At 42.4% G+C, this 23,341-nt stretch carries 19 protein-coding genes; 8 read left to right on the top strand and 11 right to left on the bottom strand.

Annotation, left to right across the window (positions count from 1 at the left end; all coding sequences use genetic code 11):
- Window positions 1-3: 3 nt before the first annotated feature.
- Window positions 4-897, top strand: coding sequence for a hypothetical protein (locus AUJ82_07110; GenBank protein OIO59026.1), 894 nt, complete (start codon window positions 4-6; stop codon window positions 895-897).
- Window positions 898-936: 39 nt separating this feature from the next.
- The gene (locus tag AUJ82_07105; GenBank protein OIO59065.1) at window positions 937-1,662 is read left to right on the top strand and encodes a hypothetical protein; all 726 of its coding nucleotides are present in this window, start codon (window positions 937-939) and stop codon (window positions 1,660-1,662) included.
- Window positions 1,663-1,707: 45 nt separating this feature from the next.
- On the opposite strand, the gene AUJ82_07100 is transcribed toward AUJ82_07105, so the two are convergent.
- The 3 genes from AUJ82_07100 to AUJ82_07090 form a co-directional block, all read right to left on the bottom strand.
- Window positions 1,708-2,541: an adenylyltransferase gene (locus AUJ82_07100; GenBank protein ID OIO59025.1), complete on the bottom strand. Its 834-nt coding sequence runs from the start codon at window positions 2,539-2,541 to the stop codon at window positions 1,708-1,710.
- Between the two features lie 68 nt (window positions 2,542-2,609).
- Window positions 2,610-3,359, bottom strand: coding sequence for a hypothetical protein (locus tag AUJ82_07095; GenBank protein ID OIO59024.1), 750 nt, complete (start codon window positions 3,357-3,359; stop codon window positions 2,610-2,612).
- 13 nt (window positions 3,360-3,372) lie between these two features.
- A complete protein-coding gene (locus AUJ82_07090) occupies window positions 3,373-4,365 on the bottom strand; it encodes a UDP-glucose 4-epimerase GalE (GenBank protein ID OIO59064.1) in 993 nt (330 codons plus the stop codon).
- 62 nt (window positions 4,366-4,427) lie between these two features.
- On the opposite strand from AUJ82_07090, the gene AUJ82_07085 reads away from it, so the two are divergent.
- Window positions 4,428-5,225 (top strand): hydrolase TatD, encoded by a 798-nt coding sequence (locus AUJ82_07085; GenBank protein ID OIO59023.1) that lies wholly within the window; start codon window positions 4,428-4,430, stop codon window positions 5,223-5,225.
- Window positions 5,226-5,239: 14 nt separating this feature from the next.
- Here the strand turns inward: AUJ82_07085 and AUJ82_07080 are convergent, their stop codons facing one another.
- Both AUJ82_07080 and AUJ82_07075 read right to left on the bottom strand, forming a co-directional pair.
- Window positions 5,240-6,967 carry a hypothetical protein gene (locus AUJ82_07080; GenBank protein ID OIO59063.1) on the bottom strand — a complete coding sequence of 576 codons (1,728 nt, stop codon included), beginning with the start codon at window positions 6,965-6,967 and terminating at the stop codon, window positions 5,240-5,242.
- 150 nt (window positions 6,968-7,117) lie between these two features.
- Window positions 7,118-9,193: a hypothetical protein gene (locus tag AUJ82_07075; GenBank protein ID OIO59022.1), complete on the bottom strand. Its 2,076-nt coding sequence runs from the start codon at window positions 9,191-9,193 to the stop codon at window positions 7,118-7,120.
- A 171-nt stretch (window positions 9,194-9,364) separates the two neighbouring features.
- On the opposite strand from AUJ82_07075, the gene AUJ82_07070 reads away from it, so the two are divergent.
- From AUJ82_07070 to AUJ82_07050, 5 genes are all read left to right on the top strand, one after another.
- Window positions 9,365-9,739, top strand: a complete 375-nt coding sequence (locus AUJ82_07070; protein OIO59021.1) for an NADH-quinone oxidoreductase subunit I — start codon at window positions 9,365-9,367, stop codon at window positions 9,737-9,739.
- 44 nt (window positions 9,740-9,783) lie between these two features.
- Complete coding sequence (locus AUJ82_07065) at window positions 9,784-11,154, top strand: hypothetical protein (protein ID OIO59020.1); 1,371 nt, start codon at window positions 9,784-9,786, stop codon at window positions 11,152-11,154.
- An 85-nt stretch (window positions 11,155-11,239) separates the two neighbouring features.
- Entirely contained in the window at window positions 11,240-11,413 is a 174-nt protein-coding gene (locus AUJ82_07060) for a 50S ribosomal protein L33 (protein ID OIO59019.1), read from the top strand.
- Between the two features lie 100 nt (window positions 11,414-11,513).
- On the top strand, window positions 11,514-13,046 hold the full coding sequence (locus AUJ82_07055; GenBank protein OIO59018.1) for a methionine--tRNA ligase: 1,533 nt from the start codon (window positions 11,514-11,516) through the stop codon (window positions 13,044-13,046).
- 6 nt (window positions 13,047-13,052) lie between these two features.
- A complete protein-coding gene (locus tag AUJ82_07050) occupies window positions 13,053-14,477 on the top strand; it encodes a hypothetical protein (GenBank protein OIO59017.1) in 1,425 nt (474 codons plus the stop codon).
- Here AUJ82_07050 and AUJ82_07045 read toward each other — a convergent pair.
- The 6 genes from AUJ82_07045 to AUJ82_07020 all read right to left on the bottom strand — a co-directional run bounded on the left by AUJ82_07045 (window position 14,466) and on the right by AUJ82_07020 (window position 23,341).
- Complete coding sequence (locus AUJ82_07045) at window positions 14,466-16,001, bottom strand: hypothetical protein (protein OIO59016.1); 1,536 nt, start codon at window positions 15,999-16,001, stop codon at window positions 14,466-14,468. The two genes, AUJ82_07050 and AUJ82_07045, sit on opposite strands and share 12 nt — an antisense overlap.
- A 99-nt stretch (window positions 16,002-16,100) precedes the next feature.
- The gene (locus AUJ82_07040) at window positions 16,101-16,826 is read right to left on the bottom strand and encodes a hypothetical protein (protein OIO59015.1); all 726 of its coding nucleotides are present in this window, start codon (window positions 16,824-16,826) and stop codon (window positions 16,101-16,103) included.
- Window positions 16,827-16,961: 135 nt separating this feature from the next.
- A complete protein-coding gene (locus AUJ82_07035) occupies window positions 16,962-18,794 on the bottom strand; it encodes a hypothetical protein (protein OIO59062.1) in 1,833 nt (610 codons plus the stop codon).
- Window positions 18,795-18,860: 66 nt separating this feature from the next.
- Window positions 18,861-20,225 carry a phosphopyruvate hydratase gene (locus tag AUJ82_07030; protein ID OIO59061.1) on the bottom strand — a complete coding sequence of 455 codons (1,365 nt, stop codon included), beginning with the start codon at window positions 20,223-20,225 and terminating at the stop codon, window positions 18,861-18,863.
- A gap of 79 nt (window positions 20,226-20,304) precedes the next feature.
- The gene (locus tag AUJ82_07025) at window positions 20,305-21,531 is read right to left on the bottom strand and encodes an adenylate kinase (GenBank protein ID OIO59014.1); all 1,227 of its coding nucleotides are present in this window, start codon (window positions 21,529-21,531) and stop codon (window positions 20,305-20,307) included.
- A gap of 547 nt (window positions 21,532-22,078) precedes the next feature.
- Window positions 22,079-23,341 carry a signal peptidase I gene (locus AUJ82_07020; protein OIO59013.1) on the bottom strand — a complete coding sequence of 421 codons (1,263 nt, stop codon included), beginning with the start codon at window positions 23,339-23,341 and terminating at the stop codon, window positions 22,079-22,081.

The raw sequence follows: 23,341 nt of genomic DNA, 5'->3' as shown, positions 1-23,341 counted from the left end.
CTGATGAATCATAAAATTAAATTAAATTTCGTCAATTTTGATGGCGGTTTCGAAAAATGCCCCTTGGAGGAAAATCGCTTTTATCAGATCCTTAATAAGTTTTTTAATATAGAGATCTCAAATTCGCCGGATTTTATTATTTATTTAGGGAGCAATAATAAGCGCTACCTGGATTATAATTGCACGCGTATCGTCTTTGAAAATGAGTACGAGGAACCAAATTTTGCTCTCTGCGATTATGCCATGACCTTTTCATATTTAGATGATCCTCGGCACTTACGCCTCCCCTACTATTTTTATTTTACAGACGGTTCCGATCTCATCAAAAACGAAAAGCCGGAGAAAATTTTAGCCGAAAAGAAAAAATTCTGTAACTTTGTGTTTTCAAACAGTTCTAGGCGCGCCCAGTTTAGAGTAACTTTTTTGAAAGAACTCCTACAAAAAAAGCATGTAGACTGTGGCGGAAAGATCTTGAATAACATGGATAAGTTAGTAGAGGATAAAGTAGCTTTTTGCAAAGACTATAAGTTTACAATAGCCATGGAAAATAAATCCAGAGTGGGCTACACGACAGAAAAAATTCTCCACGCCATGCAAGCCAGAAGTATCCCTATTTATTGGGGAAACCTCGCAATCAATGATGAATTTAATCCTAAGAGTTTTATAAACGTACAAAAATTCGCCAACACGGATGCTGCTATCGCCCATATACTAGATGTCGACCGGCATGATGACCTTTATTTAGAATATGCTAAGGAGCCCTATTTTTATAATAACGAACCCAATGAGTATTTATCCGCAGAGCGTGTAGCCTCCTTTTTTGATCGTGTATTTACTTACCCTGCTAAAAAGCGTTTATTTTTCCCGATCAGAAAAGTTTGGGACAAGGTCTTATAAATGCAAAATTTTGATAAATGGGGTGAGGATGCTCCTTTGATTACACCTGAGCTGTTAGCCTCTTGGATCATTCGCAATGATGATGATCTTTTAGTCATTAACAAGCCTGGCTGGGTGGTTTGCCATCCTTCAAAAAATGGCCCTTGGTCTAGCCTGGTAGGTGCTTGCCGGGAATATGTCGGGCTGGAAAGGCTTCATCTCGTTAGCCGCTTAGACCGAGAAACCAGTGGGCTTGTTATCCTCGCCAAACACAAGGAAATGGCGAGCATCCTGCAATCAGCCGTCGAGCATCGCAAGGTTCATAAACTATATTACACCATTCTAAAAGGTAAACTCGAAGCACCTGTTGATGTAGACCAACCCCTAGCAAAAGACATAAACAGTCCTGTTTACGTGAAGCAAATTGTGCGAGAAGACCCAACTGCCCAATCTGCCAAAACTCGTTTTGAGCCCATTTCTTCAAACAACGACTACACATTCGCCAAAGTCATACCCACAACAGGTCGTAAACACCAGATTCGCACCCACGCTTTATGGTTAGGACATTACGTAATTGGTGACAAACTTTACGGACCTGACGAAACCCTTTATTTAGAATTCATTGAAAAGGGCTGGACGCCTCGCCTTGAAAATCAGCTTCCCCTGAAACGCCAAGCTCTTCATTCGGCTGAAATGTTATTTGAGGCCGAAAGTTTTAAGGAGACTTTCTCTGCGCCTCTAGCAGAGGATATGATCCAGTTTTGCAAACAGCATCAATTAGCCTAATCATCATCCACCGAACAGTGCAGTAATCGATTTTCATGGCACTTATTACTTAGCTATTTTTATTAAACTCTTTTGAGAATCAAAATCTTTTGTTAGAGAAATTTGTTCGTTAATTTTATTTATCATAAAATCAGCGCAAGGTTTAATTAATGCATTGATATCATCCCAATATTCATTTTCTTCTCCGATGCAAATCCTTTTGGCACGCTTCATAACAGGCTGATACACATCCGGCAACAGGTTCATTACCCAATCTGCAGCTGCAGGTTTAGATTGAATAGTATTCGTTTCTACAGTATTCCAAATTCGAGCATACGTTAATAGGGCGTTTCTGGTATCATGATCAAGATTATCCATGAGACCTTTCAACTCATGTACCAGCGCCATCATAAAATCTCGATGTGGCACATTACATAGCAATTGATCTGGATCTAATCCGCATAATGTTTTACTCGCTAATAAAACTTGTGTGATAAGCAAGGCAAGATCTGGCATTTCTTTGGTAGGCCAAGGCTCAATATTGCCGCCCTCAAATTCTTTAAGAAGCCAATCACCATATTGAAAATCAAAACAAGGAGGATAGCGCCAAGGATTAACCGATGATTTCACAACAATTGTCATCTCAATCGGCAATCTTGAACTTTTCATGTAGATACCTGAAATTTGCAGAAGATTAGTTACTAATTTGGTTTTCTCCTCATACGTTGTTGCACGTTCAGAAACAATCAACAGGTCAAGATCACTATACTTTTGTAATCCACCATTAATCGATGATCCGTAGAGATAAACTCCCAAAAGATCTGGCCCTAAAACCATTTTTAATAGGCTCAGGCAGTCTTTTATTTGTTTCTGTGTATCTTGACGGGAATAAGTTGCCATAAATACCCCTTCACTTAAAGTAATGCACTATACAACTTATTTAACTTCATTTTCAGCCCCTTTCATTTTCAAATTTCATCATCTTCCATCGGGCGACCCAGGTTTTGCAATTTTTTTCGCTGAGCCTCATCTGCCTTGACGTAGGCGTACTCAGCATCTGCTCCTAAATAGATAAACGCAAACAGCGCGGCGAGTAACCAGTTGAATAATGAGAAAATGGCTATAAAAATGCCAACTAACGCCAATATTTTACCAACGACAACGGCTATGTAGGTAGCTTTGAGGTAAGGCATCTTAAGCGCCATGAGGGCTCTCAAAATGCGGCCTCCGTCCATAGGAAAGACGGGCAAAAGGTTAAAAGTACCCATAAGGAGGTTTATGATCATTAAGAAATACATAGTTCCTTTGAACGAAACAAGGTTGCTTGAGGCGAAAGATTCTTTACTTGGCCATCCCACGAAAAAGTAAATGATTGCAAAAATAACGATATTAACAAGTGGTCCGGCAAGGGTGATAAATAATTCCTTTTTGGGTGCGCGCGGGATGCGTTGGAATTGAGCCATTCCTCCAATGGGAAGAAGTATTATGCGAGGCACAATTATTTTATAATGTTTAGCAACAAAGCAATGCCCGAATTCGTGTAACAAGACGCATGAGAATAACAGTAAAATCATCTCTATATACAGCAATGATCCCAGTAGCCCATCGTTTGAGAATCCAACCCATGCAAAAAGCAAAAGCAATAAAATGAAGGTAAAGTGTAGTTCTACCTGTATGCCGAATAGTTTAAATACCTTTATAGACCAGAAATTTTGCATGCGTTTTTAGTCCTCACTTGTCGGAGTAGCCTTTGGGGTTGTTTTTGTGCCAGCGCCATGCTGTTTCTATAATTTTCCCAATATCGTTGAATTTTACAACCCAATTCAGTTCCTTTTCGGCTTTCGAAGCGTCCGCGTACAATACAGGTGGGTCTCCCGCGCGGCGTTCGACTTCTTGTGTGGGTACTTTTTTGCCGGATACAGATTCAACCGCGTCTATAATCTCTTTTACCGATGTCGGCTGTCCTGTGCCCAGGTTATAACAAAGCGCGGTGCCTGGTTCTTGTAGTTTATCAAAAGTTGCTATATGAGCTCTTGAGAGATCATCAACATGTATGTAGTCACGCAGGCAAGTACCGTCCGGGGTATCGTAATCTGTCCCGTAGACGTTTAACAAAGGCCGCTGGCCAAGAGCGGTTTGAATCGCTAATGGGATTAAATGAGATTCCGGTTTATGGTCTTCCCCGATACTTCCATCTTCTGCGGCACCGGCAGCATTAAAATAACGTAGTGCGGCAAAACTAAGGCCTTCTGCTTGTGCCAAGGCTTTTAATATATTTTCGACATCGAGCTTCGTTTGGCCATAGGGGTTGATTGGCTTTTGCGGTTCGTCTTCTGTGATCGGTAATTTATGGGGAACACCATACGTCGCGCAGGTAGATGAAAATACCATTTTTTTAACATCGGTGGCCAACATAGCTTGCAGCAGTTTAAAGGTACCAACTACATTATTAGAATAGTATTTCATCGGGTCTGTTACGGATTCTCCCACATAGGCGTAGGCCGCAAAGTGCATCACCATTTCAATTTTTTCCTCTTTGAGAATCTTTCGGATATACATTTCATCCGAGATGTCGGTCTCATAAAATGGGATATGTTTTGCGAGCGATTGCTTGTGCCCGTAAACAAGATTGTCTACCACAATAGGTTCGTGGCCGTGCTTTTCTAACTGCCTTACGCAATGGCTTCCTATGTAGCCTGCCCCACCAACAACTAATACTTTCATTGCCTCCATTTTCAGCATTTTATATGTTTTGCCAAGTTAATTAAAACATTACAATGTAAGGTATGAGTGAGTTGATTGATACGCATTGCCATCTAGAGCCTTTTGTGACGAAGGGTACATTGTCGACCGTCCTTACCCAAGCAGACTTCACAAGCGTAAAACGCATGATCGCTGTAGGAACAGATCCCGAGGACTGGCCGGTTTACCAAAAGTTGGCGAGTGAATATCCTGATAAAATTTACTATTCCATTGGCCTGCACCCCTGCTACGTAAAAGAAAACTATGTTGATGCCATCGAACAGATTGCGCATTATGTTGAATCTTCTCCTCGCCCGGTTGCGATTGGGGAAATTGGGCTGGACTACTTTCACCTGCCTCAAGATCAGGAACAGATCAAACAAACCATTACTCATCAAAAGCAATCCTTTCGCCTACAGCTTGAACTTGCTAGCAAGTATAACCTACCCGTAATTATTCATTCCAGAAAGGCTTTTAAAGATTGTGTAGATCTGATCGATGCCTCTCCGGTAGATTGGAAGCAGGTTGTTTTTCATTGTTTTCCAGACGGACCCGAGGAAGTGAAAATCCTCAATGAACGGGGCGGCCGAGCATCCTTTACAGGTATCATCACATACAAGAAGTCTGAAAATATCAGGCAAGCTGCCCTTCAACAGGGCTTAGACTTGCTCATGTTGGAAACGGATGCGCCTTACCTCTCGCCGGAACCCTGCCGTGGCAAGCCAAACGAGCCAGCTTATCTACAGCACACAGCACAATTCTGCGCAAAATTATTTAAAATCTCGCTAGAAGAATTGGCTGAAGCTACAACACGTAATGCCGTTGAGTTCTTTAGCCTGTAGTTAGACTACAAATACTACTCTTCTATAGCGATAACATCCGGCTCAAACGATATCGTTAGGTTATATTGTTGCCCAGGACGCATGATCAACGGATGCTCTCTTACCAAGGTCTGTATATAATGGATTTTACCATAATAACTGCAGAAAGTAGGATCCTCGCTCACGATTTCTGTATCTACCCAAGTAGCATGAAAATCATCCTTGATGACTTCAGCGCGTAGGCTATCAGGCCCCAAGGTGAAAGAGCTAGCGTTCCTATATTGACTATGAGGAAGCCCCAAAGCAATCTGGTATCGCATTTTGTCTAACTGTACCTGGTTCTTTACCGTAAAGGTAAATTCGCCTGTTATCTTTTTGCCGGAAAACGTCCAATTTACCTTACAGGAACCAAGATCAGGGATGATCTTTTCATCCTTGGTAATCAACTCAGGTTGATCATATCGGAAATAGAAAGACTTACGTAGGCCTAGTCCCGTTGTGCAATTTTTACCGTAAAATGAAGGGATGATGACATGTTCGCCAAAAGTAAGCTCAGGCAAGAGGACAGGCATATACTTATTTGCCGGCCAATCAAATACACCCGGGCAGTGAGGAAATGCTAAAGAATCAGAGGTACGATTTGATCCAGAGCTGATAAGCGGTATTTGAAGATTCAAACCACTTTCGCCATCTTGGTAGATAAACATCCCCTGCTCCTTCTTGTGTGACTTGTCAAACATGACAAATCGACCAATTGTTTTGGAAGGAATTGGCGGAACAGCCATAGAACCACCTACCGAACGTGCTAAACGTGACCATTGGCAAAGATATCTTGCCGCATCTAAATTAGCCATACGAGTCGTATGGCGAGGAATTGTTGTCCTCTCCTCATCACGGATGACGAGGTAGCCGTGTTCTTGGTCCAGATAAGTTACAAAGAAAAATTGGAACAAGCGCCTAAGCGTGTCCATATAAATTGCCTTCTTATCCTCACCGATCCACTCATCGCGCATCGCTTGGAGAATCATACTGATGCAGTGCATTTGTCCATAAGCACCTACGCCACGGCCGACACACCAGCCAAGACCGTCCTTACGAGTAATATCGGGCAACATACGCAAATATTTTTCAGCATAGGTACGTAAGCTCGGCAGCTTACGATCTTTCAAATGAACATTTGAATGTAATTGTAACGCTTGTCTAATGAATACAAAGGACATAATGCCGTACAAATCAAACGCTCCACCAAAACCTTCCGGATGGTCATCACAAAAACCACCGGCGCTGTTACTGTTAATGCGCTCGATAAAACGGTCGATTAACTTACCCGTCTCATCCTTTTTAGAAAGACCCATGCTAAAGCGCGTTACGGCTTTTGCTATATTAAAGGCTTGTTCGTGGTTAGTGTAATCAGAACGCTCAAGCAAAAGCTTGTCCAGCTGTTCGTGTGTTTGTTCTACCAACCTTTCCCAAACAAGGTTTCTGTCCTTAGAGGGACCAAAAGAGAGTAAACCCAAGGCACTATAAGCGATCCCATTTTCGTTCTCGATATCAGTGAAAGCTTGTGCCGTTATGCAACGAGCGGAAAGATCAATAAGATCTATGCCATTGAGCTCCGTTTCGCCGGTAGCTCTATGGTATTCACCAATGGCAAGAGCGGCATGGCCGGGTTCATCCACACGGCTATTTTCTTCACCGACGGGGAGGACGGTACCATCCTCTTGTATTGATTCCAGGTTATGACCCAATATTGAGCGGGCCATGTCGAGGCACTGATCTGCAAAATTCTGCATGTAGTTTTAGATAAATTTGTTCTTTACTGCTTTAGGCTAAATGATTTTCAAGGAAAATAGGTAAAAGTCAACCAGTAATCATGTATTTCTTTTAGTTTTCACGGAAATAGGCATGTCACCTCAATCATCCTTCCGCAATAGCCAGCTTATTAACGCAATTACTACAATGAAACTTTGCAATAAGATAAACAGGCGTTTTAACTCATAAAGATCCAGGTAAACGGCCCCATATCGTACGTAATCTGAAAACGCAGCCAATAACCCCGCTATTACACCGGTAACTTCATAAGCAAGAACTTCTTTGCCGAGCTTCATCATATTTCGATTATTTAGCTGTGCTTTTATGCTGGGGAACGGCTTAAATTCTTTTGCGGCCTTCAGTACTGTTTCTAATTCATTTTTTTCACCGTTATCTAATGATTTAACATTTTTTTTCTCTGTTAATTTTTTGAACAAAGAAATTCTGCCTTCGTAGCGTTTGACGTGAAATGCTTTAAATAAGGTAAAACGTTCACTATTAAGAATCTCCTTTTTCCAGCGTTTCGTGTTAAGTAACTCATTCTGGTAATGGAGCGTTAGTAGAGGAAAGAGGGCTTGTAATAGCAACATCATGCTAAAGACACTGCAATTACCTACGGTTTGATGATCTTCTATTAAATGATCAATATATTCTAGATTAAACAGGTTTTCTATTTCTTGATCTTTATTTACAAGTATACCGTTATTCTCTAATGGCAATTTCTTAAAATCCTCTTTGCTCATTTCACACAACATGATTCCCCATTTTGGAAGAATGCCCAAGAAATGCTTTGTCTGAAACCCTCTATGGCCGCCATCGCAAACAAGAGCCCAATAGCGATCATTTTCTAAGTCTTTAATAAACAGATAGCCCCGCACGTGACTTGCATCACCAGCATCTTGACGTTCAAAATAAGTACACATGCTGATATTTTTACCATTGCCTAATTGCACTTCATAAAATGCACCGTTATTTTTAAATAACACTAACACTGCCTTAGTGACGAGGTAATCCTCGCTGTTTTTGCCTGATTTTTTAGCAATCTCTTCTATATAGCCTTCAAGTGATGATGCTAATCTCTCGCTTCCTTCACTCAAACCCTCTGCTTCCGAAATATCCAACACTAAGCCTAAATGGTGGACCAGATCATAGTTGCACAGTTTCCGTTCTAAATATTCAACAAGCTGAGGATATACCTGGAAAATTTTTTTCCAATTCTTTACAAAATTCTTGTTATTATAATTTTCAATAATAATTTTCTCGTCCAACCAGATTAAAACCCATGAGAAAAAATCTTCTTTATCACCTTTAAGATTGGAATTAAGGGCTGTAATCATCCAATCGCTGTCATTTATGGCATAAGAGTCCCAACAGTTCCTGTATAACCAAATAAACATATCTGGAGCTAAACACTTGGCTGCGTAGCGTACAAAATTTTTTACATCACTCCTTTTAAAGAGGGATTTACGATCGTAATATCCTCGTTCAACGCCCTTATTTATTACGGCATCCAAAAAGCTATAACACTTGCGATACCCTATGGAAAGGCGGATGAGCTTATGAGGAAATGGTTCATTAAACAAATTGCACGTTGTGTTGAAGTTGATTACAGGAAATTGTACAAAATCTTCCCCAGACAGATTGCCATAGATGTTGTCCGTTAATCGCGGTAATTCAATAATGAGGCGTGTCGCTAGATTCTCCTGTTTAAGAATCGGTTTAAACTTCCTGTTTTCAAACGTTTTCTCTAACCAGCAGTATACGAGCAGTCTGCCCAAAGGGGCGCTATAATCAGGTTTAAGTATCCTGAATGTGTATTTTAGAAATTCCTCCGCAGTGTAATCTTCCATGCAGTCGCTCGATGCATACCAATCATTCAGGTGCTTTTTTCCAATCCATCGACAAGTTTCACTATCTATATGGTTTTCACATACATCGATAACCCAGTCTTTGATCCTTTTATCATTAAAAGAAATTTTTTCTTTTCCATCATCCTTTTTCGGATAGGTTAATTTTACGCGATTATCTGACAAATCTATTGAAACGGTAATGGAATACTTGCCGAAATAAGTGTAAGTTTTTTTCTCGTTAATTTCGGTTATTTTAAACGAATCTTCCGTGTTATAATCTCTATAACTTATCATTTTCTTTCCTGGATGCTGGAAAATGTTTATCATAAATCGAGCCAGGGCTCGAGGAAATATTTACTAAAGCATGACCGGCTTTTTCGTAAGACAGATCCCTCACTGCTATCCCGTTATTTATTGCAAGCATTGACTTCACCAAGCTAATCTTTTCACCAAAAACAATCTTGCCATTCCGCGTAGGTAAGCAATAATATAATCTTCATGACATTGGCGGCTTATTTACCTGTTTTAATTCAAATTTTATTGGCGGTAGCGTTTGCCATTATCATATTGGGAGCAAGTTATGTCTTTGGGCAACGCGCTTTGCATAATAAATTCAAGGATTCAGCTTATGAGTGCGGTATCCCTAACCCTAGCCAAGCGCATCCCAAATTCGCGATCAAGTTTTATGTGATCGCTATGCTGTTTATCCTGTTCGATATCGAAGTCGTCTTCATTATCCCTTGGGTGATGGTCTATCGTGAGTTTTTGGCAGCTTCTATTCCCATACTATTGCCGATGCTCTTTTTCTTCCTCCTCCTCTTGGCAGGTTTTGTTTACGAAATGAAAAAAAATGCCTTGAAATGGGAATCCTAGGCGTTTTCTCATTCCTCCCTCCCCTGTTTTAATAATACATGTAAATGCGTTTAGACCGCTTTATAGCCCGTTCCAGAATTATAGATATCCAGAGCAGTAGCCTTGAGGGCGCTTTGTCGGAATTGCTCGCGGTATCCCCATTGGAAGAAGAAGGCCCCCTTTCTCGTAAAAACCTGCTAAATATGCTTCTGGAACGGGAATCCAGTATGACCACTTGCTTGGGTAACGGTATTCTTTTACCCCACTTGAAGCTCCCTATAAAGCGTTCTTACATTTTTGCGGTGGGAAGATGCGCGGACGGTTTGGAATACGAGGGGCTCAAGGAGTACCGAGAAATTCGTTTGATTTTCCTCCTGCTCGCATCCGAAGAGGAAGACTCTTATCTCAACGTCTTGGCTGCGTTGGGTAGAATTTTTCATGATAACGTTCTGGTTGATAAACTGACAGCTACCACGACGCTCGAATCTTTTCGTGATCAAACAAAGATGTGCTTCGGCGGAGTGATCGGTAGAAAACAGGAACTGGAGCCAAAACCTGATAACTTTAATCAACTCGTTCTTCGTGAATCGATTAAAATCGCCAAAGGGGTAAGGTGCACTTCGCTCATGGTCTTTGGGGACGTCTTTCCTAAGGGTGTTGAGCTGGATTCCGAGACAACCGAAGAATTTAATACCATTTTAGTAACGCAGTCTGCTTCAGAGTCCCCTACACAAGAGGGTTTTCCTGATTCTTTTATCCAGGTAAAATCTTTCTCGGGTAACCGCTTGTCTCAAATGCGTAGCGCCATATTGATTGGTTTAACACGGGGTATTCTTCAATATGATGAACGTGTTTGCTGTATCGGGGGTCTCGCTAAAAGTGAACGGTTTGATAGTATTGTGGTCGTAGACATCAAGGAAGAATTCCAGGCCGTTTTTAATAAGCAATCGGATATGTTGCCTAGTTGTGTGAAACCGGAGGTCATGGAACGCGTCCTCGCCATTGCTACCGAGCTCGCTGTTGAAGGAAGAGAAGGCAAACCCGTTGGCTGCATATTTGTTTTGGGGGATGCGGATGATTTAAAGCCTTTTATCAAACCTCTTATCCTAAATCCTTTCTACGGCTACCGTGATGAGGATCGCAACATTCTTAACCCTTTCATGGATGAAACCGTTAAGGAATACTCGAGTATCGATGGCGCTTTTATTGTCCGTGGAGACGGCGTGCTCCTTTCTGCAGGAAGTTTGATCCACGCCCCAGACTACCAGCATGAGCTTCCAAGCGGTCTGGGTACACGTCATGCTGCCGGCGCCGCCATATCCTTAGCAGCAGATTGTATTTCCATTATTGTATCCGCTAGTACCGGGCAAGTAACTCTCTTTAGGCGTGGCCAATTACTCCCTATTATCGAGAAATCTATACGCGGGGCACCTTGAAAATAAGGAGTTATTTTTTTATTCGTTATTTTTGCTTGATTCTGGCTACAAAACCCATACACTAGGTCAATAATTTAGAAAAGTTATGGCAAGAGAACACGTTATTATTGAATGCACAGAAGCCCGGAAAGAAGGAAAACCTGTTTCCCGTTATATGACCTCCCGTAACAAAAAGTTACAGACGGAGCGCGTTGAGAAAAAGAAGTTTAACAAACATCTCAAGCGTCATACCATACACCGCGAAATCAAATCCAAGTAACATTGGTGCTGAGCCCTTAAGGCTTTTACAAACAATCTTTCATTATTAAGGTTTACTTTTTCAAAGGTAGGCCTTATTTTATTTTACTATATATTTTGGCATGAAGTCTTTTTATATCACTACAGCTATCGATTACGCCAATGGAAGCCCTCACATTGGTCATGCCTACGAAAAGGTTTTAACAGATGTGATCGCGCGTTATAATCGTCTTAAGGGCAAGGATGTCTACTTCGTTACCGGTCTGGATGAGCATGGCCAAAAGGTGCAGCAAACCGCGGAAAAACGAGGGGTAACGCCTCAAGAGCTTTGCGATGGTGTCGCCGAGGAATATAAGGCGCTTTGCGGGCGTTTAGATATTACTTACGATGATTATATACGTACCACCGAGCGTAGGCACAAGGATGTTGTTAATAAAATCCTGCTTAACCTCTTTGCAAAGGGTGAAATTTACAAATCCGAGTACAAGGGCTACTACAGCACCAAGGAAGAACAGTTTTTACAAGAGAAGGATAAGGTAGATGGTAAGTGGCCAGAGTCCTACGGCGAAGTTACCGAAATCAGCGAATCAAACTACTTTTTCAATCTAAGCCAATATCAGGACTGGTTGATCGACCATATTCAAAAGAATGAAGATTTTATTTTCCCAAAATATCGTGCCAAACAGGTTCTCGAATTCCTGAAAGAGCCGATCAACGACCTCTGCATTTCTCGTCCTAAGGAACGCTTACAATGGGGTATTAGCCTGCCCTTCGATGACGATTATGTTTCCTATGTGTGGTTTGATGCTTTGATTAACTACATTTCGGCAGTGGGCTATGGTACAGACGAATTTGAAAAATATTGGCCCGCGGATTACCACGTAATCGGTAAGGATATTCTCGTCCCCCCGCATGCCGTTTATTGGCCCATTATCCTGAAAGCAATGGATATTCCTTTGCCGAAGTCCTTTATCGTACATGGTTGGTGGCTAGCTTCCGGAAGCAAAATGTCCAAGAGTACTGGCAATGTGATTGATCCTTTGGAGTTGATTGAGGCTTTTGGGGCAGACGCTTTTCGTTATTTCTTGATTCGGGAAATGAATGTGGGCCAGGATAGTGACTTCTCTATAGCTCTGTTCACAAGCCGTTATAACAGCGATTTGGGGAATGACTTAGGTAATCTCTTAAGTCGTTTCATGAACATGACTACTCGATACTGCGAAGGCAAAGTACCCGCAGCTCAATTAGAGGAAAAACCGGAGGAAGCCCTCAAGGCGCTTTGGGAAAGTACCAAGAAGGAAGTCCTTGAATTGTTTGATACATTTCAGTTCCATAAGGCAATTGAGCAGATTTTCATGTTCATTCGCGCAACAAATCGTTACGTAGAAATTCGTGCGCCTTGGAAGCTAGCAAAATCAGAAAGCATGGAGGATCAGTCAAGGCTTCTGACTTCTCTGGCTTCTGTGGGTGAAGCTTTGCGCCTTGCGTCTATTATTTTAAAACCCATTATCCCGCGCACTTCGCGGCGTATCTTAGAGGCTTTAGGTACTCAGGATATTAAAACATTTGATAACCACTTAGAATGGTCTGAGGTTCTCACGGGTAAGACCATTGGCGAAAAAGAAATTTTGTTCCCCCGAATTGATTTAGAGTAAAAAAAGATGGAAGTTGTAAGTAGTACCCTGTTTCCCAATAAAGATAAAGCTTCATTGGAAGCCTTTTTGCGGTATTGTCACTCCGTGGCGCTTCAAAAAAACAACTTCCAGCTCGTGAGCATTTCCCTGCAAGTTCCTCATATTGATCCCCTACTCGTCCTCGCTTCCATTCATGAAAAAAATGCCCTTCATTGCTACATTGAGCACCCTGAAGAAGGCAAGGCTACTATTGGAGCCGAATCCGCGTTGTCGGCCACTTTTGCGAGTAAAGATCGCTTCGCTAAGGTAAAGGCATTTGCGGAAAATATTATCGAAAATACAATCGCATTTGGGGATTTAACAGCTGCGTTTACCGGGCCTCATTTTTTCACAGCTTTTACGTTTTTTGATGATCTAGAATCGCGTAAAGAAAATAGCTTTGCCCCCGCAACCGTCTTTGTTCCGCTCTGGCAAGCATCTAAGACGCCTGATAGTTGTTCCGTTGTCGTGAACATTGTGGTGGATAAAGATTCTGATATCCCGCAGTTAGTAGAAAAGGTATGGGCTGCGCACAAGAAACTTTCAGCAATGAATCAGGATACATTTCCTCTTGCCGTCCCGGAGCAAGCAGAGGTTTTTCAACCCGAAGAGGTCGGTGGGGAAGCCTATTTTGAAAACGCTGTTCGCACCGCGATTATCGATATAGAAAAGGCCAAATATAGCAAGATCGTCCTGGCCCGGGCAGTCGATTTAAAGCCCAAGAAACCCTTTAATCCTTTGGTTTCATTAAACCGTCTTCGTAAGAACTTTACCAACTGCTATACACTTTCTTTTTCAAACGAGCAGGGCAAAAACTTTATTGCAGCTACTCCGGAAAAATTACTTACCGTCTCCGATAACGAGTTTACGACACACGCATTGGCGGGTTCCGCACCTCGTGGTAAAACAGGAGTAGAGGATGAAGCATACGGGATCGCTCTTCTTAACAGCAAAAAGGATATCCACGAGCATCAATTAGTCGTAGATGCTATTCTTCAAAACTTAGCTAACATAAATGTATCTGCTGAAAAAAGTGAGCAACCGGTCTTACTGAAGTTGCGCAACGTCCAGCACATTAAAACTTCTATTTCCGCGTATTTAATAAACGGGCAGCATATCCTGGATCTTGTTTCTGCTTTACACCCTACCCCCGCAGTAGGCGGTACGCCCGTAGATGTGGCTCGTAATTCCATAAAGGAAATCGAAAACTTTGATCGAGGTCTGTACGCCGGCGTAATCGGTTGGTTTGATTATAAAAACAACGGGCAAATGCTCGTCGCAATTCGTTCCGCTTTAATGGAAGAGCATAGAGCTAGGCTATTTGCGGGCGCCGGCATTGTACAAGGCTCCGATCCCTACAAAGAAAAGGCAGAGACGGATATGAAGCTTCAAGCACTCTTGTTAAATATTTAGAGAGTCTATCGATACTAGCTTTGAGGCCAGGCAATATTTGTCTTTAGGGAACTTCTGTTTCGTAAACTCCGAACGTTGCTTTGTATCAGAGAACTCTATGCCCAACGTTGCGTGCGCATCCCCATGGCCATCATAACTATAATTAAGATAGCAAATATTACAATCTTCCGGGATCTTTTCCAAAAGCTTACTAAATGATTCTTTTATGCCTTTGAGTTTAACCGTTACAAAAACGGGATTACTCAATAATTCATTATCTAGGGCAATCTTGTGATACTCGTCAATTTCATCCGCAACAAGCTCTTCCCAATTCAGTTGATGCTCGTCCCAATTACTCATTAGGGAATCAAACTCCAAACCTTTTGCTTCAAAGCCAATGATTACAGTAGCCTGCTCGCTATGCGATTTACCATACTGTATATTGCGTATATCAAAATGATCAAGTCCGGTAGACAATAAGTGCAAAAGACTTCTCGGCTCTTCCTTAAGCTCAATACGCACACCGTGTAATCGATGGTTAGAAACACTCGCGTGTCGAGCAATCCAGGCCAATTTATCAAAATCAACGTTTGAGCCTGTAGCAATACAGAGCACCTTTTTGTTTTTCCAATGATCCAATTGATCCAAATAACCCGCGAATCCTAACGCACCGGAGGGTTCCAAAATGCAACGATGGTTTTCCCATAGTGTTTTAATCGCTAGGCAAACATCTTCATTGGTAACGGTTACGTGTTCATCCAGGTATTTGCTGCAAATTTGCCAGGTAAGCTCGCCTGCCCGGCTCATGGCCGTACCATCGCAAAAGGAGTCTACGGAATCCAGTAAGACAGGTTTGTGTTCTTGTAACGCAGCTTTCATACACAATTGCCCGGCGCACTCCACGCCAATGATTTTGGTATCGGGATATTTATGCTTTACCGCGCAAGCTATTCCAGAAGCTATACCGCCACCGCCTATTTGTATGAAAATAGCATCAAAAGGGCCTTCCGGGTATTCATTGATTTCTTCTCCAATAGTTCCCTGGCCCGCCATTACCTGTAAATCATCATACGCGTGTATCAACGTCTTACCGTCTTTTTTTGCTGCTTTCAAAGCCTCCTGCATCGCCTCCTGGAAGGTCTCGCCAACCATGATAATCTCTACGTTTTCCCCACCAATCACTTTGGCATCGTGTTGTTTTAAATAGGGGGAGAACTTGGGCATAAATACAGTAGCATGAATGCCGAAACGTTTTGCCGCCAACGCAACCCCTTGCGCGTGATTACCGGCAGATGCAGCCACAACCCCTTTCATCCGCTCTTTTTCGGAAAGTACTCTAATGCGGTTATACGCTCCCCGCCATTTATAACAATGCGCTTCATTTAGGTCCTCACGTTTTAAATAAACCGTGGTTCCTAGATCCGCTAACTTGATTTTATCAATAGGGCTCTTTTTACCCCCGTTATAAACCTCCTCAAAGGCTTCCTGTATAGCAGCGTGGAGTTGTGTATCCAATTCCAATTCAGATGATTGTGCTTGAGCCATTTTATATAAAACAATGCAACAAGTATGAGAGAAAAGATAGGAGTCTTGCAAGTCCTATCTTTTTAAGTAATGGACATTGATTTTTTGGATCAGGGTATCTTAATTCTCTAAAACCAAATTTATCATTGAATTAACAAGATTTTCTAACTCTTCCTTTTTAAGATCCTCTTTACGGATATTTAGAGCGTCTTCTTCCTTTTTAACTTTTACAACAGCATCATCCAGTAATTTTTTAAACTGTTCCTCGGATTGTACGCCCTTTTCTAGGTTGAATTTCTTTTCGAAATCAAAGACGGTCTCCTCACTCTTGTCGTCATTTGTCTTCTTGGAAAAATGTTCAACAAACGCGTACCTTTTTCCTTTTATCACTTCATTAATGTCTTTCTCGTAAAGATATATGGTCTTTTGATTATCCTCAATTCTAGTCACGACATACTTGAATTTCAATTTAGGGAGTTCTCTACTATCTACCCCAGGGCAGACCCAAGCAATCGTTACGTCATCTTTTACTTTAAATCCTAGGCTCTTTTTTACAGCTTCACCTGCTTTTTCGTGGCTTACAATACGATTGCCTATTACACATACCGTTTCGGAACTTTCTACAACACCGTCCACGCGTGTTGTTGTGCTAAACGTTACCAGTTCTTCCTTATTTATATTGCGGCAGCCAAGATCGGTGAATGGATTATTGCTCTTGGGTGAAATTTCTTTTTTAATCCCAGGCTTCTCAACTCTCTCTATGCTTTTATTGCAGAACTGATTTCCCTTTTTATTCTCATTGCCGTTTTGAACGTATTTTTTTTGATTAAATGTGATTTTATTCATGGTTATATTTTATTACTTTTTTATGTCCCAATTGAAGACATGTACTATTTTCATAAAAATAATAATAGATAGCCAAAATAAAGCAAGTCGTATCCTTATGCTTTTTTAGACTCGGAAAATGATTCAACCAGGGAACTAACTCTCGAGCTCTTCCTCGATCACTTCCCCTTGTATCTGCTTTTCCCACAGGTTTGCATAGAGGCCGCCTTGCTGTATCAACTCATTATGGGTACCGCGTTCCGCAACAAGCCCATCGTCCAATACCAAAATCTCGTTAGCGTGGACAATTGTGGATAGCCGGTGCGCAATAATCAAAGTAGTCGTACCATGGGCAATTTCCCATATGTTCTCTTGAATGAGCTGCTCCGTCTTCGTATCGAGGGCGGAGGTCGCTTCGTCAAATATATATATCTTGGGCTGTTTCAGAAGAACGCGCGCAATGGATACCCGTTGCTTTTCCCCGCCGGAAAGCTTCAATCCCCGTTCGCCGACAATCGTATCAAAGCCGTCCGGTAGTGTGTTGATAAAGGGTATTAAATGCGCGAGCTCTGCTGCTTTTTCAATTTCTTCTGCAGTCGCGTTTGGCTTACCGTAGCCAATATTATAGCGTAACGTATTATTAAACAAAACCGTGTCTTGTGGCACAATCCCGATAAGCCTTTGTAACGACTGTTGCGTCACGTCTCTTACGTCTTCGCCGCCCACCAGCACACTTCCGGCCGTACAATCATAGAAGCGAAAGAGCAACCTCGATATCGTTGACTTCCCGGCTCCTGTCGGTCCCACAATCGCAATGGTATGGTTTTCTGGCACCGCAAAGCTTACGCCTTTTAAAATCGGCCTCCGTTTATCATAACCAAAATAAACATCCTTAAACTCAATTTTAGCTTCGTCTATTATTAGCTCTTTAGCTCCGGGTTTATCGATAATTTCCGGCTCAACATCCATCAACTTCATAACAAGTTTTAGGTCGGTCAGTTGCTTTCTCAAATTCCTGAAAATCCACCCAAAAAAGTCTAGCGGGCGTACAAATTGTAATACATATCCGTTTACTAATACAAAGTCAGATATATTAAGCGTTCCGCGCATGACCCCTAGGCCGGTCATCACCGTGAAAATCGTTAGTCCCGTACCTATAATAAGGCCTTGTATGGCATGAATCATTTCTGCTCGTATACTGTAACTCGCTTCAGCTAATTCTCTTTTATGTAAAACATTATCGCAGACAGCATACTCGTGCTCTTGGTTCGTAAAGTATTTTACCGTCTCAAAATTCAACAAACTATCAACGATTCGCGAACTCGCCGCCAAGTGATGTTTGTTAAACTCATTCTGCGCCTTCAACGCCCACTCCATCCCATACAGGCTAAACAGTATATAGGTCAGGATCACCACCAACAGCAACCACCCATAGGTAAAACCGTATAAATACGTCAATATCGACATCGCAATGAATACTTCTATTAACGTTGGTATGACGGTGAAAAATAGGCCCCATATGATTTCTGGCACCGCCGCTTGTGCTTTATCAATGGCACTGACAATCCCCCCGGTTCTTCTCTCTAAATGGAACCGCATGGAAAGTTCATGCAAATGTTCGAAAATCCGTATGCTCAATAGCCGCATACTTCTGGCAATCGCACGCTCAGATACCATTTCACGTAAATACACCACTACCCGGCTCAACGTCCATATTATCCCGTAAGCTAACAATACGGAAAGGATTGATACTCCCGTACTATTATCAATCGAGGTCAGTTTTTCGACAGCGACTTTTAACACCAAGGGCGTACCGGCATTCAGTAGCATCGTTGCGATTACTAATATAAATGAAATCAAGTAGCGAAAGCGCAACTTCCTGTCATCTAAAAAGAAAAAGGGGAAAACTTGTTTCAGAACGCGGGCGTCCGAGGCACCTGTTTTCCAAATCTGGCCAAAATTTTCTTTCAGTTTTAAGAGGATGCCCATTACCTGCATTATGACCTTCCGCTTATAAATTCCAAGGCAGAATTATTTTACCTTGCCCGCAATAGCCTACCGGCTCACTAAACCTTTGTTTGCACAAGAAGCAGCACCCTTTGGCACGTGTTGGAGTTTTCCACCATAGACAGCGGATGACCCCAGTTGCTCTTCTATACGAATCAACTGGTTGTACTTGCAAATTCTATCAGATCGGCAAAGCGAGCCCGTCTTAATTTGTCCTGAATTAACAGCAACCGCTAAATCCGCAATCGTCGTATCTTCCGTTTCACCGGAACGATGGGATATAATCGTTGTATAACCAGCCTCCTTAGCCATCCCAATCGTGTCTAACGTCTCCGTTAACGTGCCTATTTGGTTTAACTTAATGAGAATGGAATTAGCGACAGCTTCATTTATTCCGCGTTCCAAAAACTTGCAATTCGTCACAAATAAATCATCTCCGACAAGCTGTATTTCCGTATCCAGCGCTTCCGTCATTAACTTCCAGCCGTCCCAGTCACTCTCCGCGCAACCGTCTTCAATGGATATAATCGAGTACTTTGAAATCAATCCTTTGTAATAATCAATTAACTCCGCCGCACTATATTCTACTTGGGTTGATTTCGAAAAAACATAACGCTGTTTCTTTTCATCAAAAAATTCAGAAGAGGCCACATCTAGGGCGATAAATACATCACCTCCGAGCATATACCCCGCCTTGCCTATCGCATCAGCGATCACTTCAAGCGCATGCTCATTAGATTCCAGATACGGCGCAAACCCGCCTTCATCCCCTACGGAAGTGGTTAAATGTTTTGATTTTAAAACATGCTTCAGCGCGTAAAAAATCTCAGACCCCATACAAAGCGCTTCTTTAATAGAGTTAGCGCCAACAGGCATGATCATGAACTCCTGAATATCAATGGGAGCATCCGAATGCGCTCCCCCGTTTAAAATATTCATCATCGGCACCGGTATCACCTTAGCGTTAGGACCACCCAAATAACTGTATAACGGAAGACCCAAAGATAGAGCAGCGGCCCTCGCGTTTGCCAGGGAGACGGCCAAAATTGCGTTTGCCCCTAGCTCAGCTTTATTCGCTGTTCCGTCAAGTTCGACCATCGTTCTATCCAATAAAACCTGGTTCAACGCATCAAACCCAATCAAATGGGGCGCTATAATACCGTTTACATTCTCAACCGCTTTAGTCACCCCTTTCCCGTAATAACGCTTCTGAGGGTCAAAACCACCTGAAAATTGATCTATAGAAAACGCATCATCGCGTAACTCAAGCGCTTCATGTTCCCCCGTACTCGCCCCGGAGGGCACAGAGGCTCTCCCAGACATCCCATTGTCCAACAGCACTTCTGCCTCAACAGTGGGCATTCCTCTTGAATCCAAAATCTCACGGGCAAAAATCTCTACTATCGCTGTCATGATTAGTATCATGAAGCATTCTTTTTCATCTGAGAAGCTAAAAATATCGGCAAAAGCTTAATCTGCTTTCTCTACTACCTTACCGGCCTCTACGAATAACGGATCCGCCAAATTTTACATTCACACGATATACCTTTTTTAGTGTGCAGGTGATCTTACCTGTCTTGAGATCCACATTCGTTGGTACTTCTTCGCGTCTCACATCGACCGAAACATGGTACCCGCGCTCAGAGAAAATATCAATCAACATCGCCAACGCAATCGATTCGTCAAACAAGGTATCTTCTGTATTCACGGACGCGAACCCAGAAATAGCATGCCGTTTGATAATCGGCATAAACTTCATTTTTATGTAAGAAATCACTTTATCAAACAACTCTTTGTGGTTTGCTTGATAGTCGTCCAGTCGCTTTACCAACTGTTGGCGCGCGTGTCTCACAATATCCGTAGCAATGGGAATAACGGTTAGGCTGTCAAACGTTTTTTGGGCAAGCTCTAAGGAGCTTTGGTATTGCAACTCTTCAATAATCCTATCTTGAATTTCTTTAATAGAACCGTGCGCGTTGATATAGTGGTAGTGAAATACTTTTTGAAGCGATTTTAGGGAATCGTACGTAACTTCTTTAAACGTCCGGTAGCGATTTCTAGCCGCTGTGGCATCCATGTCTGTGTTGCGCACACTGATCAATTCACCCATCCCGGAGCTTTTTACTTTATCGTTATGCTCCTTGGCTAGCTGGCCACGGTGCAATTGCCGCTTCACACTCTCATCTTCATCAATAAATAAAACAACAATATGAAAATGTGGCATCTTGATCTCCGTCTGTCCGGATTTAGCCAACTTCTGCGCTCTTATAGCGCTTAATTTATTATGAAACAGTTTCAAACACTCCACTTGAACCATCGTCCTTGGATACCCGTCCACAATCGCACCATCTTCATAAATCGGATCCAATAGTTTACGCAGCACAAGATTAATCACTTCCTTGTCCCCCGCCAAAATACCGGCATCCATACGCTTGCGTGCCTCTTCGCTTTTTAACAGCTCGCTCACAACTATCGGCGCTTCGTACAATTCCTTGTACTTCATGATAAACTTGGTATGGGTGCCCTTCCCCGCGCCTGGAGCGCCGTTGAGCCAAAATATCTCCTTAGAGAATTTTAGGTGCTGCTCCCCGCCTGCTTCCATGGCAAGCTCTTGCCAAATTGAGTTAAAAATAAGGCTCGCGTCCTTAATTTCTAAGTCCTGAACAGGTTTTTTTTCCTCACGCTCACTCGTAAGGCTAGAGTCACTTTCTCCGCTCATAACTTCCACACAACTGTTAAATTGCCAAACATAGATAAACAAAGCAACTACATTATCACACACAAGGCCTCACAAAAAGATTATTTTTTACGCAGCTCGAGCAAAAAATAGTTTCCTTTTATTTAGCAAAATAATTTCTCAGTCCGCGATCTAGTGATCTTACGTTCAGCTGGTCGGCCATTCTTTGTTTCAGGTGGAACAAACCCTCCTTTTTAATGCTAAAAAATGGCGTGTTAAATGCTGTTTTCTTATCTGTTTAATGAATCGATTATCTATAGATATTTTCAAAAAATAGATAACTCGAAGTTAAACATTAATTGCCTTCTGCTACTATCAAACCAACTCTATAGGCGACTTTTAAGTGCTCATATGTTCAGTTGGTCGGCCAACGTTTGTTTCAGGTGAAACAAACACCCCTTTTAATGCCTAACAAATGGCGTGATAACAGCGTGTAAAATCCTATTTTGTAGCCATTTCATCGGTAATTGGTCCATGAATATGCCTAAAAAATATATAAGCTACAATTAAGCATTAATGGGGTCCTACGCTATTTTGCCAATCCCCAGCGTTTCGAGAACGGGTAGAAGACAAATCCAGCCTTGCCTACAACTTCCCGTTCGGGTACAAACCCCCAGTAGCGGCTATCTGCGCTGAAGTGCGAGTTATCGCCCATTGCATAAAAGCTATTCGCTGGCACGATCTCTTGTAGTCCACTAGCTAAGCGTCTATCGGCTCCGTAGCCCCTGTATTCGCCTTCCAGATTGGCGTTGTAGTTGAAGGCTGCAGCGCCCTCTATGGGACTGCTGTTGCGGTATAATACAGGCTCTTTCACTTCTAGAATGTCGCCTGGAAGCCCTACGAGGCGCTTGATGTAGTATTTGTCCTCTCCTCGTAGTCCTGGAACATTTATGGTTCGAAAAACAAAGGGATCCCCGATCTTAGGTCGCTTGAAGTGATATGTAATACGGTCTACAAAGAGCTTGTCTCCTGCGAGGAGATCAAAGGCAAGGACGGTCTTCCCTTCCTCAACTGCCTGATTCGTATTAATCATCAGCCCTTGGGGAGAGTAAGCGATTTCACCTCTTTCTGCTGCTCTTGTAATGGCTTTTGATAACGTCAAATCCTTTGGGAAAAACGTCTTGCGGATGGTTTCATCCAATGAAAACTCCAGAGGTACTTTAATAGCTAGCGGCTGGCCGTTTACATAAAGCGTATACTCCCGCATAGCAGCAGGCAACAGCCCAAACCACTTACGCCCTCCTACCTTCTCATAACGCACAATATTAAGAGCATCACTTCTATCAAAGATAGGGATGCTAACTTGGCCTGCAGTCTGCGCTGTAACATTATAGTGGCTTGAACCAAGCGTAATTGCTCGAATAAATCTCTTTGCTAATCCAGGTTCCTCATCAGAAGCGGTGTATACCTGGGATGTCATGCCATTATAAGTGGGGTACATTGAGTTCGTTGGGATCTCAAACGGCTGAAAGAAAAACGCTCTAATCCCGATTGCCAGTATCGCGGCGACCAATATCATTTCCACATTCTCGCTCCAGAACGTTACAGGATAGATTGTGCCGCCACATTTTTTTAAAACCTTATCCAGCTCTCTATTGGCCTGCTCTAGCGCTTTTCCCGTACTCCCCTTATCCTTTTTAAGTCTCAACAACTCCCCCCTCAGGCGAGTGATAGACTCAACATCAGCCGGATCGAGTACATCCTTTCTATAAGCCAAAACCTTCTTGGCCAGGTGAACAGTGGTCTCTGCCTGCTTAATCAACTTTTTACGCGGGGAACTTTTAAAAAACAT

The sequence above is a fragment of the Verrucomicrobia bacterium CG1_02_43_26 genome (assembly GCA_001872735.1).
Lineage (GTDB): Bacteria > Verrucomicrobiota > Verrucomicrobiia > Opitutales > CG1-02-43-26 > CG1-02-43-26.
The sequence above is the reverse complement of the archived record's forward strand: the minus strand, read 5'-3'. Positions and strand labels throughout refer to the sequence as shown.